Origin of the sequence: Serratia fonticola (assembly GCF_001006005.1) — a bacterium.
GTDB lineage: Bacteria > Pseudomonadota > Gammaproteobacteria > Enterobacterales > Enterobacteriaceae > Chania > Chania fonticola.
This window is the reverse complement of the sequence record NZ_CP011254.1, coordinates 822578-836560: the sequence shown is the minus strand read 5'-3', so window position 1 is coordinate 836560 and position 13983 is coordinate 822578. Positions and strand designations below refer to the sequence as shown.

The 13983-nt window shown below is 53.3% G+C and carries 16 protein-coding genes; all 16 read left to right on the top strand.

Going from position 1 to position 13983, the window contains the following annotated elements:
* The first annotated feature begins 3 nt into the window (after positions 1–3).
* Entirely contained in the window at positions 4–567 is a 564-nt protein-coding gene (locus tag WN53_RS03640; protein WP_024483851.1) for a DUF2857 domain-containing protein, read from the top strand.
* Positions 567–1808 (top strand): STY4528 family pathogenicity island replication protein, encoded by a 1242-nt coding sequence (locus WN53_RS03635; protein WP_024483850.1) that lies wholly within the window; start codon positions 567–569, stop codon positions 1806–1808. The genes WN53_RS03640 and WN53_RS03635 overlap by 1 nt, the downstream gene beginning before the upstream one ends.
* 171 nt (positions 1809–1979) lie before the next feature.
* On the top strand, positions 1980–2774 hold the full coding sequence (locus tag WN53_RS03630; RefSeq protein ID WP_024483849.1) for a PFL_4669 family integrating conjugative element protein: 795 nt from the start codon (positions 1980–1982) through the stop codon (positions 2772–2774).
* A 63-nt stretch (positions 2775–2837) separates the two neighbouring features.
* The gene (locus WN53_RS03625; protein WP_024483848.1) at positions 2838–3332 is read left to right on the top strand and encodes a hypothetical protein; all 495 of its coding nucleotides are present in this window, start codon (positions 2838–2840) and stop codon (positions 3330–3332) included.
* 138 nt (positions 3333–3470) lie between these two features.
* Positions 3471–5471 (top strand): DNA topoisomerase III, encoded by a 2001-nt coding sequence (locus WN53_RS03620; RefSeq protein ID WP_024483847.1) that lies wholly within the window; start codon positions 3471–3473, stop codon positions 5469–5471.
* Positions 5472–5752: 281 nt separating this feature from the next.
* Complete coding sequence (locus WN53_RS03615; protein ID WP_024483846.1) at positions 5753–6082, top strand: DUF7677 family protein; 330 nt, start codon at positions 5753–5755, stop codon at positions 6080–6082.
* Between the two features lie 337 nt (positions 6083–6419).
* The gene (locus tag WN53_RS03610; protein WP_024483845.1) at positions 6420–6896 is read left to right on the top strand and encodes an STY4534 family ICE replication protein; all 477 of its coding nucleotides are present in this window, start codon (positions 6420–6422) and stop codon (positions 6894–6896) included.
* A 139-nt stretch (positions 6897–7035) separates the two neighbouring features.
* Positions 7036–7674: a PFGI-1 class ICE element type IV pilus protein PilL2 gene (gene pilL2 / locus WN53_RS03605; RefSeq protein WP_024483844.1), complete on the top strand. Its 639-nt coding sequence runs from the start codon at positions 7036–7038 to the stop codon at positions 7672–7674.
* Entirely contained in the window at positions 7671–8420 is a 750-nt protein-coding gene (locus tag WN53_RS26725; RefSeq protein ID WP_024483843.1) for a hypothetical protein, read from the top strand. The genes pilL2 and WN53_RS26725 overlap by 4 nt, the downstream gene beginning before the upstream one ends.
* 12 nt (positions 8421–8432) lie before the next feature.
* A complete protein-coding gene (locus WN53_RS03595; RefSeq protein ID WP_037411602.1) occupies positions 8433–9158 on the top strand; it encodes a TIGR03759 family integrating conjugative element protein in 726 nt (241 codons plus the stop codon).
* Positions 9137–9733, top strand: coding sequence for a transglycosylase SLT domain-containing protein (locus tag WN53_RS03590; RefSeq protein ID WP_024483841.1), 597 nt, complete (start codon positions 9137–9139; stop codon positions 9731–9733). Before WN53_RS03595 ends, WN53_RS03590 begins: the two co-directional genes overlap by 22 nt.
* Before the next feature lie 20 nt (positions 9734–9753).
* Positions 9754–10239: an integrating conjugative element protein gene (locus WN53_RS03585; protein ID WP_046808418.1), complete on the top strand. Its 486-nt coding sequence runs from the start codon at positions 9754–9756 to the stop codon at positions 10237–10239.
* Positions 10236–10778: a restriction endonuclease gene (locus tag WN53_RS03580; protein ID WP_024483839.1), complete on the top strand. Its 543-nt coding sequence runs from the start codon at positions 10236–10238 to the stop codon at positions 10776–10778. The genes WN53_RS03585 and WN53_RS03580 overlap by 4 nt, the downstream gene beginning before the upstream one ends.
* Entirely contained in the window at positions 10775–12871 is a 2097-nt protein-coding gene (gene traD / locus WN53_RS03575) for a type IV conjugative transfer system coupling protein TraD (RefSeq protein WP_024483838.1), read from the top strand. Before WN53_RS03580 ends, traD begins: the two co-directional genes overlap by 4 nt.
* A 13-nt stretch (positions 12872–12884) precedes the next feature.
* Entirely contained in the window at positions 12885–13151 is a 267-nt protein-coding gene (locus WN53_RS03570) for a hypothetical protein (RefSeq protein WP_024483837.1), read from the top strand.
* 11 nt (positions 13152–13162) lie between these two features.
* Complete coding sequence (locus tag WN53_RS03565) at positions 13163–13921, top strand: TIGR03747 family integrating conjugative element membrane protein (RefSeq protein WP_024483836.1); 759 nt, start codon at positions 13163–13165, stop codon at positions 13919–13921.
* The last annotated feature ends 62 nt before the right edge of the window (positions 13922–13983 follow it).

The window sequence follows — 13983 nt, the reverse complement described above, 5'->3', positions numbered from 1 at the left end:
CTTATGAATCCGCAAACCGGTATGACGACAAATGTGCTGTTGACTCAAGTCTTGATGGAACTGAAGTCAGGCAATATCCGGCGTTGCGAAGCGATGGGGTTGACGCTGGAGGAGATCCAGGAACTGAACCAACTGACGGTTGAAGATTTGCATTACCTGGTTAATTCTTCAGTCTCAATACTGACGTTCCATATCAATCACACTAATCTCAACATGATGTTGGCACAGGCCCGGCAGGAGCAGGTACGGGTACAGCGAATAGACCGTGCTTTGGCTCTTGGCGGGTCGATAGAAATGACGCAGTACTATTTCGGGTTGACGGCGGCAGAGGTCAGTACCCGTCGTCGCCTTGCTGGGATACCCACCCGGCAGGGTCGTAATCAAACGCCTGCCGAAGCTGAAGAAGTATCGATTTGGGAGCAGTGGCGTGCTGCCAAGATAGACAATTTGGATTCGCTGGAAGCGCTGGAAGTCATGATGTTGATTGCTGAACAACAAGATATTGCCTTAACGTCTGTGTGGACGCTGGTAAAAGGCTGGGTTGAGCAACAGCGGAGAGTGGGTTGATGGCCTTGGCAGTAGACAGTGTCATACAACATACATTAAGCAAGATGACAGCCCGGATTGTGCAAAAGGCACAGTCTGGTGCTGTGACAAATGAACAAAGTGGTTTGCTCTATCTGGGGAATGTGCATGATGCCATTCCCCGGCAGCTTTATATGGATAATCGTCTATCGCCATTGGATAAAACCGCCTGGGTGATGATCCGTCTCTATGCGCAGCAGAATGACGGTGCTGTGTTCCCAACCTATGAAGAACTGCAGTTCCAACTCGCCTCTCCCCATTCAGGTAAAGCCTCCCGAGAAACAGTCAGTCGTGCTTTGCTTATGTTACGGCTCACGGGCTGGCTCAGTTTGTGCAAGCGCGTTAGAGATGACGGTGGCCGTGTTCGTGGCAACATCTATGCACAGCATGATGAACCGTTGGGATTATGTGATGCTGAGCATTTTGATCCGGGCTGGCTGGATGCGGTGGCGCAGGCCTGCCAGCACGGTAATAAAACTATCCGGTTAACGGCGCTGTCCGTGTTGAGCGAGATCAAGCAGGATACGTCCATGCGTCACCGCCACTCGCGTATTGCGTTAATCGAGGCCCGCTTGTCTTCGCCACAATCCCCCCAGAATTTGGCCTTGCGGCAGCAGGCTTCTTCGCCGGGTTCGGTTTCCGAACTCAGTCAAAAAATGCCTTCCCTCCCCCAAAGATCACCGGGTTCGGAAACCGAACTCAGTACCAATGGAGGGACTGTTTTACCGAGTTCGGAAACCGAACTCAGTCTAGAAACAATGGGTTATGACAGAGTTCGGAATCCGAACTGTTACGTACGTAGTTTTACACAGGGTGTAAAAGATACATACGTAGGGGCATCAGGAAAAAACGACAATCGGCTTATCTGGCCGTCAGTGCTGATTGAAAATCTGACTACGTTTGACCGGGATAACGTGGAGCAGCAACTGCAGGTGTTGCCGGAGTTAGGGCAGCAGATCTTGGATGAGGTTGCGGATCGTGTCGGTACTGGTGAGATCAAAAATGTTATTGCTTACCTGCTTGCCACGTTAAAACGGGCTAGGAATGGACAATTCAATTCGACCGCTGGTGTGGCTAAACGAGTGCAGCAGCCAAAAATACAGCCTGTAGAACCTGTTAGGTTTCAAGCCCAGGGTCAAGGGAAAAGCCAGAGAGCATCAGCGGAAAGCATTGCTCGGGTGATGGTAGAAATACGCGCCGCTCGTTGCGAGGTACAGCGGTGATTAAAAATCATACAGTGTTGCGGGGCGCAACAGTGGCTAAAAATCATACAGTGTTGCGGGCGAAGTAGATGTAAAAAGAATTGTAACGGTTGGGAAAATACTTTCTCGTTGTTGGAGCGGGCGCAGATCTTTGACTATCTCACTCTGCGTCAACTATCAATAGAGGCTGTTATGACTGATAATGCAGAGAGAAAGGATGGTAAGAAAGTAGGCTCACTACATTCAGAGCTGAGGATTGATTTGCATACCTTCTACGCCATCAGTACGTGGGAAGGTAGAGGGAAGAGCGAGAGGAAAGGTAAAATTATCGGGATGTCACAATTTTTCCGCCTGGTATCTAATATCAACCGAGATTCTCTTGCCGATAACCCCTATGCGGATGCTGTAATGTATCAACTAGAGAAATTGATTGATGATGCTCATCTGAATATTCAGAAATTTCTAACCGAAGCTGATTGTCATATGAGTCAGCAATTTCCTGGTATTACATTATCCAAAACGGTATCCGATATTCCCCTGAACATCGGGGTTCATAGCCATACTCCTCTAGGGTATCGTTGCGTTTACCTTCTTGTCGGCTTTGACCAACTGGCGCTGAAGTTATTCCAGGCTCATCATTACGGGTTTATCTCTCTGCAGCATCGTGACTATCAGTTGCGACAGGGTGGATACCAAATTCGAAAAATATTTTCGGCAGCTCAGAATTACAAATCATTCCCTGTCAGCCGTAGAGATATTGCCATGAAGGCTGAGATCACACACCTGGCGCAGCAGTATTTTGGTGATGTAGATCGTGGGGTGCTATTAGGTAAAAAACGCTCTCGTTTCTCACCAGCAGTAAATGCTGAGAGTCTCCGCTTACTAAATAATCGATTGCGGCATAAATCCAGGGATCATAAGGGAGAGGGAGACATTGATAAACAAGGAGATAAGAATGAAAGGAATGGGTCAAAGTCACTTTTATAATACCGCTGGTGTGGTGCTATCTGCCATTTTATTGGGGGGTGTGCAGGGAGCGATGTTGCCGAGTTGAACAAGAAAGTCAGTGATATGAGCTACAGCTTACTTTCACTGGGTAAGAAAACGGACAGCAATGAGAATAGTGGTTTGCCTACGTTGTCCAAGAATTCACCGATTGTTGATAAACAAACCATTCGGGAACTCGCAGTTCCGGTTGACGTCGATACGGCGGCGGCAAGGGTAAAGAGGTATTACAATTTCACCTCCAGTGATGCCGTGAACACCCTTAAGGGGCAGGGCTTGGAAGGCAGTATGAAGGCGGCAGCGATTACTCAGGGGGGGTATGCCTGGGATGCGCAACCTGGTGCTTACTATAAGATGGGCAGGGATTGGGGCGCAGATGAGGGGATTGAGGACAATATCCTGATTGAGCTTGAGAAAAATGGTGCGGGGAGTCGTATGTATATCACGTTCCGCTCCAGTGAAGCCTCACATGTCACTGAGGCTTATACCGGCAAACTGTTTGCCGAAGTAAAACAGGTCGCGGAAGGTAAAATCCGCTAACAGTGTCTGCATCCTGTGATGGTCCGGCTGGGCCATCACCGAGTTTTCTTTTTTCACCTGTCATTTTTATTGCCATGCCCTTTTGGGTAGGGCGTTGTGCATGCTGAATCTGGCGGGTTCGCTTTCATGGAGAATGGAATGAAACTCTTTTTGTGTGAAAAACCCAGCCAGGGACGGGATATTGCCGCCGTACTGGGCGCAACGGAGAAGAAGGGCGGTTATCTGTCGGGTGCAGGGGTAACGGTAACCTGGGGGTTTGGGCATCTGCTGGAGCAAGCCAGCCCCGATGTGTACGGCGAACAGTTTGGTAAACCGTGGCGTGCAGAGGTGTTGCCGGTGTTGCCCACGCAATGGAGAATGCAGGTCAAACCCGAATCCAAAGCGCAGTTTGAAGTGATCCGAAAACTGTTACTCAAGGCGGATGGTGTTGTGATTGCGACAGATGCCGATCGTGAAGGTGAAGTGATTGCCCGTGAAATCCTCGATTATTGTGGCTATCAGGGTAACATCGAACGGCTTTGGCTTTCGGCGCTCGATGAGACCAGTATTCGAGCTGCACTGGCCGCGATAAAACCGGGACATGAAACCTATCCTTACTATCTTGCGGGGCTTGCCCGTTCGCGTGCTGACTGGCAGATCGGCATGAATTTGACCCGACTGTATACGGTCAAGGCCCGTGATAGCGGTTACGGTAATGTGCTTTCTGTCGGGCGGGTACAGACACCGACACTCAATCTTGTTGTTGAGCGCGACCGGCACATCGCGGGTTTTGTGCCAAAGCCCTTTTTTGTGGTCGCGTTGGCGCTGGCGTCTAATCAACAGGCTTTCCACGCGCAGTGGGTGCCAGCGGCAACGTACTGCGATGAGGAAAAGCGCTGTATTCAGCAAGGGGTTGCACAGCAGGTTGCCCAGCTCTGTCAGCAAACGGGTGTTGCCTCGGTCACCGAGATAGAGACCAAACGTGAAACCGTTTCGGCACCGCTCCCGTTTGATCTGGGGACGTTGCAGCAGCAGTGCTCAAAGCGCTGGGGGCTCGGTGCTCAGCAGGTGCTGGATATTGCCCAGGCGCTGTATGAAACCCATAAAGCGACAACTTACCCGCGTACAGACTGCGGGTTTCTGCCGATCTCGATGTTGTCTGAAGTGCCTGCCGTTTTTTCTGCCCTGGTAAGAAGTGACCCTGCGCTATCGACAATGTTGGCACGATTGCAGCCAGATTTTGTTTCCCGCGCCTGGAACGATAAGAAGATCACTGCTCACCACGGTATTATCCCCACCAAACAGCAGTGTGATCTCGGTAAAATGAGTGAGGTAGAGCGTCAGGTCTACCAAGTGATCAGACAGCACTATCTGGCGCAGTTTCTGCCGGTTTATGAACAGGATGCAACCCGTGTGTCATTGCTTTTCGGCGGTCAACTGTTTAAATCCCGTGGTAATGTGGTGGTGGTGCCAGGCTGGAAAATCCTGTTTGAGAAAGAGCCGGAGGGCGATGAGGCGCAAGATGATACCGATAATGCGCAACTTCCTCCTCTACAGAAGGGATTGGAGTGTCGGGTGACGGGGGCAGCCATGAAGCCCCAGCAAACCAAACCACCGGAGCATTATACGGAGGGTACCCTGGTTGCGGCGATGAAAAATGCGGCGCAGTTTGTGACCGATCCCCGGCTGAAGAAAATCCTGAAAGAGAACGCAGGGCTGGGGACGGAGGCGACTCGGGCCGGTGTCATCGAAACCTTGCTGGCTCGTGGATTTATCGTGAAAAAGGGTAAATCTCTGCGTGCAGCCGTAGTTGCCGGTGAACTGATGGATGTGTTGCCAATGCCGTTGAAAGATCCGGGTATGACCGCCCTTTGGGAGCAGGCGCTGGATGATATCGCCGCAGGAAAGATGTCACTGGATGAATTTATGGCTAAGCAGTCAGCCTGGACAGCACAGTTGGTCGAGAAAGGGCGTCATCAGGCGGTCAGCATCACCGTCCCCCCTTCGCCGCCGTGTCCTGTGTGTGGTGGTGTAACTTTGCAGCGTACAGGAAAATCAGGGAGCTTTTGGGGATGTCTGCGTTATCCAGACTGTAGCGGGATAGTGAGTCACCCTCAACGGAACAAGCGGCGAGGTTTCCCGAAAAAGAAAGTGTGTTGAGGTAAAACTAATAATTCATTGCACTCGGTGCGGGGAGTTTGCTATTTTTCCGTGGCTTCTGAAGCACCCCGTGATTACTGCGGTCACCAGTAATAGACATCATTCTTTTTACCTGGGGAATGGATGTATAAGACGCAAAGTCTCAGTGAAAAATGCGTCGGGTTCGAAGGCTCGGCCTCTGAGTAGATGTATAATTTACAACAGCCTGTGGTGCAGGCATGGCGGGAACGTGTCGGGAAGATACTGTTCCCGTTTTTTTATGTGGTATAGGGAGTGTTTGTATGAAGTTAAGTCATGATTTCAGTGGGGCTTTGAGAACGTTTGCGTACTTCATGGCAAGTGGAACGCATTACATGCTTAAAGATGTGGATTACCTCGATTTATATGGAACAGAACCGAGTGCAATTGAGATGGTCTTCGCAATATTTGCGAATGTAATAGAGATTGATGATGAAGGCAATGTGCTAAATTTCACGTATGCCCAAAAAAGAGCGACTGATTACCTGAAGTCTTATTGCGAGCCATCCTTCCAAGTCATGCCGCCGCTTGAGGACTGGGAAATGGAGCTCTATTGTCCTCCCTCCCCCGGAACCAATTTATTGGGCGAATAAATGTAAAGCCTAATTGATTTGGTAAAGTGTTGACTTCTTTTTTAGTTCATTTAAATAATGATTGGGCTTACTCGTTGTTTCTGACAACAGCCAATGTCCTGGTGATTTGAGAAGGACGCCCTCGGGCAATCACAAGCCAAAGTGACCCTAACCTGAGAGGTCGCGCTTTATAGCGGTAACCCCCCTGAACCTTTGAAAGCGGGGATCGCAATCACTGCGATGAAGGTTGATCTTACCCAACTCAACAGACAGTCAGCGTCTTCATGCTGATACCCTGCGGGAAAATCCCGTTGGGGATGTTTCTCTGCATATCGATTTATTCCCATGGAGAAACACCATGTCTCAAGCGACCCAATCTACTGTTACCCACAATCAGACCGGCTATTTCAATCTGCATGTTGATGGTATGGGGTATCTCAGCAATATCCGTGAGATCACTACGGCCAATGGCTCATTCCAGACTTGCGTGATCAATGCCTTGCACGGCTCAACTGAGAAACCTGATTACACGCGATTCGATGTGACAATTTCCGGCAAAGAGGCCAGTAGTCTTATCCGGCGTTGTCAGAAATCCGTCGATGAAGAGAAGAAAGTGCTGGTAGGCTTTAAGCTCAGTAATCTGACAGCGGATGTATTTACGCTCACTAAAGGTGAACACGCAGGTGAACCTCGGCCTACTTTGAAAGCCAGATTGATCAAGATCAGCTGGATTAAGGTCGGGCAGGAAATGGTTTACAAAGCAACAAAAGCAGTACCAACACCAGAGGCTCCGGCCAGTACCACAAAAAAACAATACCCAGACAATACATTTTAGTTTGTCCATGTAGCACCATCCTTTTGCGCCAGAGTTTCTCTGGCGTTTTTTTATTTTCGGGAAATGAGTTGTTCGTTGAGGGATGACATGAAGATTCGCACAGTGAGCACGTCTTTTTGACTGTTTACTGAGGATATTCATGAAACCACACTATGCTTTTTCCCTTTGTCTACTGGCCGCTGCGGTTCTGAGCGGGTGTGCAAAATCGCCAAAAAGCCTGCAGCGCGACCCTGTTTCTCCGGTGGTCGGTGTCACCCTGTCCAGCAACGTACAATCTGCACAGCACGATGTGTTTGCTACCCCGTTAGAGGTGGTTCGCTACGACCGCTATCTGTTGGTCAGTACCTCGCCTACATTGGCACAACGAGCTCCGCTTGAGCAGGTAATTGATATCCGCATCCCGGCGTCAGTGACGCCAACGGTAGCGGATGCAATGCGCTATGCACTGCGCCAGTCAGGCTTCAGCCTGTGCAGTATTACCTCAGCCAATCGCGTGCTCTACAGCCAGACCTTACCCGGCGTGCAGTATCAACTGGGGCCAATCCGCTTGGTTGAAGCCCTGCAAATCCTAGCCGGTCCAGCCTGGCAGTTGGACGTGGATTCGGTGCAACGCGTGGTTTGTCATTCACTGCGTGAAGGATTCCGCTTGCCGGCAGAGCCGACACCTGCGCCTATCGTCAGCAGCACCTTTCTGCAACCGCCTGTATTGCAGACCGTCACCCCGGCAGTGCCCCCTCAGCCCACCCCGGCCCCCACCCGGCAAAGGATGCTGAAATGATTGAGTTGAAAGGAAAGAGCTGGGATAGCGAGTCTGTGCGTCCAGGCAAGGTGATGCAGCTGTTGCGCTACAGCGCCTTTACGCTCCTGGTGCTGTCTGTCACCGGTGTGGGGATCAAGGTGATGAGTCAGTCGGCTGAGATAGCTTCGCTGCAGATGGCGCTGGGGCAAGTGCCGGGCCGGGATGCGGTGCAGCAGGAGTTGGACAAGCTAAACGAGCAGGTCATCAGCAATAACGAGACGTTGAAAACGCTGTCAGCCTCACTGTATACGATGAAGGCGGCACCGGCGGTGGATAAACCGGCGTTTGAGCAGTTGGCGCAGCAGGTTCGTACACTTGAGACAAAAGTCAGCCAGCCGGTGTCGTCAGATTCGCTGCAGGGTGTGCAGGCCACGATGGCACTCCTGCAGACGCGTGTTGCTACTCTGGAGCAACGTGCCAATGTCGCGCAAACCCCTTCAGTTCCCTCTGCCACCATTCCAGGATCAACTCCTTCAGCAGTCAAAAAAACAGCAACCCGCAGCACCAGCGTTCGGGCGGTGACAGCACCTTTTCGCCTGACCAGTATCGAGCGGCGGGGAGGTACGGTGTTGGTCGCCGTGGCTCCGCTGCAGGCGTTCAATCTGGCTGATATCCGACTGGTTGAAACCGGCGAAACCGTCCAGGGCTGGACACTGTTGTCTGCCGGGTGCAATCAGGCCCAGTTCAGCGTCGCAGGCCGGACGCAGACGCTGACCGTTCAATAAAGGAGGTTCAGGATGAAATTGACATCAATCGCGCTGGTATTGGGCCTGGGTATGACCCCGCTTTTCCCGGCAACAGCCGCATTGCAAACCGAGCAATCCCAACTGGGAAACACCGCCAGTGTCAGTACCACCCTGCAGGCTCTGGAGGAAGAGCAGTCGAAAAAAAGTGCGCAGGAATGGGGGCTGACAACCGAGGAATGGCAACGTTATCAGCAGTTGAGTAAAGGACGGCGGGGGATTTTATCGCCTGGCTTAGATCCGATCACCACGCTGGGTATCGAGGCGCGGACGGAAGAAGAGCGCCGCCATTACGCCGACCTGTCGGTTAAGCAAGACTTTCAACGGGTGGAGGCCGAACTGGCATTCCAGCGTGAAGTGAATGCCGCCTGGGTGCGTGTTTATCCCGGTATCCTACCGGTGCAATCTGCTGGGGATGCCAGGCAGGGCAACGGGCGACTGGCGTTGTTTGTCCGGTCGGACTGCGGGGTTCCTTGTGAAACCAAGGTCGCTTCGCTGTTGGCGACCCAACGCCCGCTGGATATCTATCTGGTGGGGAGTGGTGGGAAAGACGAGGCAGTGCGGGACTGGGCGCGAAAACTGGCTATCCCAGTTGAGCGTGTGAAGGCAAAAACGCTGACGCTCAATCATGACCGGGGGCAGTGGATCAAGTTCGGCCAGGGACGTATGCCGGTGGTACTGCAGCAGGGGGAAAACGGATGGCAAGTTACCGCGTATTGAGTGCGCTGGCGCTGCTCTTGTGCAGTACGGGCAGCCTGGCAGCCGTATCTTCTCAACAAATACCGTCAGGCTATTACCAGGTGGCGGTACAAGAGCGGGTGCCCGCCGAGGCGTTGTACAGTCTTGCCCTTACGGAGTCGTCCAGAAAACTTCCTCACGGCGTTCGTCCCTGGCCGTGGACCATTAACGTAGCAGGAACGGGGTATCGCTATGCGACTCGACAGGAAGCCTACCAGGCCTTGCTGGGGTTTATGCGCAGCCATTCACTGAAGCGCATCGATGTCGGAATTGCCCAGGTAAACCTGGGTTGGAACGGTCACCATTTTCGCTCTGCCTGGGAGGCTTTTGATCCGTACACCAATCTGCATGTGGCGGCCCGTATTCTGCGGGCCTGTTACGACAACAAGCCGGGGAGCTGGATAACGGCAGCCGGGTGTTATCACCATCCGGCAGGCGGTCAGCCTGCCCGGACCTATCAAGCTATCGTCAAACGGCATTTGAACCGCCTACAACCGGCTACCGGCGTACTGGCATCGAATGTCATCATTGAACCTGCTGCAGGAGCTGCGCCATGAATCCCCGTTTATTGACCCGTCTGAGTGGTGTGCTGGTATTGGGTATTGCCAGTTTTACCGTGCAGGCCAAGCTCACGGTCGTCGCCGATTTGGGCGGCCAGTCTACGGCAACGTATTTCGAGGGCATCAACAGCCAGGGAAGGGGAGTGGAGCCGGAGCCTTTTTCCGCGCCGGTGATGGCGATGACGGCGTTACCGGTCACGACCCCCGAACTGACGCCGGGCAAGGTAGAGTCCAAGGCGCTGAGTCTGTCGGGTATGCGCCCGATTTTTTTGATCGGTGACGATGAGCTTTCACGCCGTTGGCTGTCGCTACGCCGGGATATCCTGGGGCAGTTAAATGCCGTAGGCCTGGTGGTGAATGTCGCCAGTGAGGCGGCGCTCAATGAGCTTAAGAAACATGCCGAGGGGCTTGATCTGGTGCCGGTGTCGGGCAGTGATCTGGCGAAGCGCCTGGGGCTGACCCATTACCCGGTGCTGCTAACGGAAAAGGGACTGGAGCAATGAGATCGGGCCTGATGTTGGAGAGCCTGGGACCGGTGGTGTGGTGGCTGCTTTTGCTGAGCGTACTGAGCTGGATAGCGCTGCTGATTGGTGCGGAAGTCAGTCGCCACCGGCGTTATCAGCGTCAGGCTCAACGTATTCTGGCGCGTCTTCCCCAACTGGCCGGTAACGGCCAGCGTCTGAATTACCTGCGCAAAGTGAACCCCTATGTGTTTGAAGAGTTGCTGCTGACTGCATTTGAACGCCGGGGGTATCGCATCAAACGCAACTGGCGTTACAGCAGTGATGGTGGACTGGATGGGCAGGTATGGATTGAAGGTCAACGTTACCTTATCCAGGCCAAACGCTATGCCTGTGCGATCACCCCGGATCATGTGGCTGAGTTCGGGGTATTGGTGCGCAGTGAAGGTTGCCGGGGACTGTTTGTTCATACCGGACGCACTGGCCCTAAAAGCCGCGCCATGCTGGCGCGGATCCCCGAGGTTGAATTGTTCAGCGATCAATGCCTGCTGGACTTACTGGTAAAGGATATCCCCTTATGAGTGACCGCTATGTGATTGAGGCAATGCTGCGGCCCGCTGTTGAACTAAATACGGCAGTGGTGGCTGCCTGTGCCAGCTATATCTGCGCGACGGCTCCCTGGGCTGTGGCGTTGGCCCCGACGGTCAGTTACGTCACTGCCGGTGGTTTTGCCTTGTTCGCTCTAAAGCGTACGCGTGAGGGGCTCAGGGTACTGCGCTACCGGCGCAATATCCGCCGTTTACCGCGTTACGTGATGACCAGTGCCCAGGTACCGGTAAGTCATCAGCGTCTGTTCCTGGGGCGAGGTTTTCTGTGGGAGCAAAAGCATACCCAGCGCCTGCAGGCAACACTACGCCCCGAAGTGGAGCGTTATGTAAATCCCCCGGCGCTGTACCAGGCGGCTCGCCGTTTTGAGCAACGCCATGAATATCGTTATCCCGCCCTGTGCAAATGGCTTTCCAGCCAATCAGCACTCAACCCGGTGCGACCGTTGCCGGATGTCGGCGGCAAGCCCGCGTTGCATGGTATAGAACCTGATGAGGTCAATGTATCGCTGAGTCTGCTGGAGCGGGTCGGGCATATGTTGGTGCTGGGCACAACACGCGTGGGCAAAACCCGACTGGCAGAGCTGCTGATCACCCAGGATATCCGGCGTGGCAATGTCACCATCGTATTTGACCCAAAAGGGGATGCGGATTTGCTCAAGCGTATGTATGCCGAGGCTCATCGCGCTGGCCGTGCCAGCGAGCTGCAGGTGTTCCACCTGGGGTGGCCGGATATCAGTGCCCGCTATAACGCTGTGGGCCGTTTCAACCGTATTTCAGAGGTTGCCACCCGAGTGGCCGGTCAACTGGAAGGGGGCGGTAATAATGCGGTGTTTCGGGAGTTTGCCTGGCGGTTTGTCAACATTATTGCCCGTGGCCTGGTCGCTCTTGGGCGACGGCCTGACTTTGGTCTAATCATGCGTTACGTCAATAACATCAGTGATCTGTATGAAGAGTATGCCGAGTTCTACCTGACGCAGAACGCCCCTGCGTTGTGGGGACAGATTGAAAACTTGGTGCCCATTATTGATGAACGTGATGTACCACGCCATATGGAGGGGCGCTCTATGCGTGTGGTGGCGATTGAGCAGGTGTTGGGCAGCGATGAGGGTAAACGGATTTACGATCCTATCCTGGATGGCTTGCGTTCGTCCGTTCGCTACGACCAAAAATATTATGACAAGATCGTCGCGAGCTTGTTGCCGTTGCTGGAAAAACTGACATCCGGCAAGACTGCGCAACTGATCTCCCCGGACTATACCGATCTGACCGATCCGCGCCCTATTTTTGACTGGCAGCAGGTGATCCGCAAAAAAGGTATCGTTTATATCGGTCTTGATGCCTTGTCAGATCCAGAAGTGGCTGCAGCGGTAGGCAACAGCATGTTTGCCGACCTGGTTAGCGTAGCTGGTCATATCTACAAGTTTGGTATCAACGATGGGCTGCCAGGAGGTGAAGGGAAGAAAACGCCGATCAGCCTGCACTGCGACGAGTTTAACGAGCTGATGGGCGATGAGTTTATTCCGCTTATCAACAAAGGTGGTGGGGCTGGTATTGAGGTCACGGCCTATACTCAGACCCTACCGGACATCGAGGCGCGCTTGGGCAGTGCCGCCAAAGCAGCCCAGGTGGTGGGGAACTTCAACAGCCTGGTGATGCTGCGTGTGCGGCATACCGAAACGGCAGAGTTGATGACAAAACAGCTTCCTGAAGTGGAGGTGTACACCAAAACACTGGTGTCCGGGGTAACGGATATCTCCAACCCGGAGATGGGCAGCGATTTTACCTCCAATACTCAGGACAGGGTCAGTTCAGTGCGTACGCCACTGATCACCCCTGCCAATGTGATCAACCTGCCTAAAGGCCAGGCCTTTGCCTTGCTGGAAGGGGGCAAACTGTGGAAGATCCGTATGCCGTTGCCAGCGGTGGGGAATGATGCCTTGATGCCGGAAAGTCTGGGGAAGATTGCTGAGTATATGAAGAAAAATTATCGCACGGGGGATACCTGGTGGTCGGGCGCTGCATTGCCGGGAGACCGGGCACCCGAGATTGACAATAACGTGGTTTGATGAGGGAAGTGCAATGAAACAACAGTATCGTGTCAGTGCTGTACTGGCATCCAGTCTGGGGCAGTCTGCCGAGGTGCCCCACGATATCATGACGGTGTTGAAGGCCCGGCATTGCTCAACGCCGTTTGCCCCGGAGATCGTGACAGTGTTGAGTGAGCTAGGGTATGACGCACGACGAGAGCAGGAGCCGTGCCCGGCCAACCAGGTGGGGATCTGGATCACGGTCAATACCGAGCCCATGCTGCTGCAGTGTGAGCTGGAAGTCTTGGGGCTACATTAAGGGGCAGGGTAATGGCACAAGCATCTTCTTCCCCGCAGCCAGTTCAGCAAAATCTGCCTGCTAAACGGCACAGTTTACTGATGACAGTCCTATGGGACATGCCTTGGCGGGTTGTTGGCATGTTACTGGTTTCCCTGTTGTTCAGCCTGATAGTGGAGTACATCGGTATTGCCTTCTTTTGGCCGGAGCAGGGCGCTGAACACAGCCGGGCGGTGATGGTGACGGAAAGTGGCTATTTTGCTGAAGGCTTTACTCGCAGCCTGCTGCTGTCTGCGCCGGTGACCACGGTGAGTACCTGGATAACCATCGGTTACCAGTGGCTGTTTGTGAACAGCGGTTTTCTGGGGTGGCTCCAGTCAGCGCAGTCAAGCAACAGCGGCAATGCGCTGACGGATGGCCTGAATGTCGGCGGGGCCTGGCTGATACAGGTGGCGCGTGAATACCTGATGGCCTCGATGTATGTCACGCTGGTTTTTCTGATGCGGGTCACCATCCTGATGCTGTCGGTACCGCTGTTTGTTCTGGTGGCCCTGGTGGGGATTGTTGACGGTATGGTGAGGCGAGATCTGCGGCGCTACGGCGCGGGGTATGAGTCGAGCTTTCTGTATCATCACGCCAAGCGGTTTGTGAAACCGGCCGTCTATATTCCCTGTATCCTCTACCTGTCCGCGCCGTTCTCAGTGTATCCGAACTTACTGCTGCTGCCTGCTGCGCTACTGATGGGATTAGCGATTTCCGTGACGATGGGGAGTTTTAAGAAATATCTTTGAAGGACAAACATAGCCTCCAGTCAAAGTGGAGGCTATATAGGTTTTAGTTATATAAACAGATA

Coding starts and splice junctions, on each gene's coding strand:
- WN53_RS03640 (WP_024483851.1), top strand. CDS start 4: ATGAATCCGCAAACCGGTATGACGACAAATGTGCTGTTGACTCAAGTC.
- WN53_RS03635 (WP_024483850.1), top strand. CDS start 567: ATGGCCTTGGCAGTAGACAGTGTCATACAACATACATTAAGCAAGATG.
- WN53_RS03630 (WP_024483849.1), top strand. CDS start 1,980: ATGACTGATAATGCAGAGAGAAAGGATGGTAAGAAAGTAGGCTCACTA.
- WN53_RS03620 (WP_024483847.1), top strand. CDS start 3,471: ATGAAACTCTTTTTGTGTGAAAAACCCAGCCAGGGACGGGATATTGCC.
- WN53_RS03615 (WP_024483846.1), top strand. CDS start 5,753: ATGAAGTTAAGTCATGATTTCAGTGGGGCTTTGAGAACGTTTGCGTAC.
- WN53_RS03610 (WP_024483845.1), top strand. CDS start 6,420: ATGTCTCAAGCGACCCAATCTACTGTTACCCACAATCAGACCGGCTAT.
- pilL2 (WP_024483844.1), top strand. CDS start 7,036: ATGAAACCACACTATGCTTTTTCCCTTTGTCTACTGGCCGCTGCGGTT.
- WN53_RS26725 (WP_024483843.1), top strand. CDS start 7,671: ATGATTGAGTTGAAAGGAAAGAGCTGGGATAGCGAGTCTGTGCGTCCA.
- WN53_RS03595 (WP_037411602.1), top strand. CDS start 8,433: ATGAAATTGACATCAATCGCGCTGGTATTGGGCCTGGGTATGACCCCG.
- WN53_RS03590 (WP_024483841.1), top strand. CDS start 9,137: ATGGCAAGTTACCGCGTATTGAGTGCGCTGGCGCTGCTCTTGTGCAGT.
- WN53_RS03580 (WP_024483839.1), top strand. CDS start 10,236: ATGAGATCGGGCCTGATGTTGGAGAGCCTGGGACCGGTGGTGTGGTGG.
- traD (WP_024483838.1), top strand. CDS start 10,775: ATGAGTGACCGCTATGTGATTGAGGCAATGCTGCGGCCCGCTGTTGAA.
- WN53_RS03570 (WP_024483837.1), top strand. CDS start 12,885: ATGAAACAACAGTATCGTGTCAGTGCTGTACTGGCATCCAGTCTGGGG.
- WN53_RS03565 (WP_024483836.1), top strand. CDS start 13,163: ATGGCACAAGCATCTTCTTCCCCGCAGCCAGTTCAGCAAAATCTGCCT.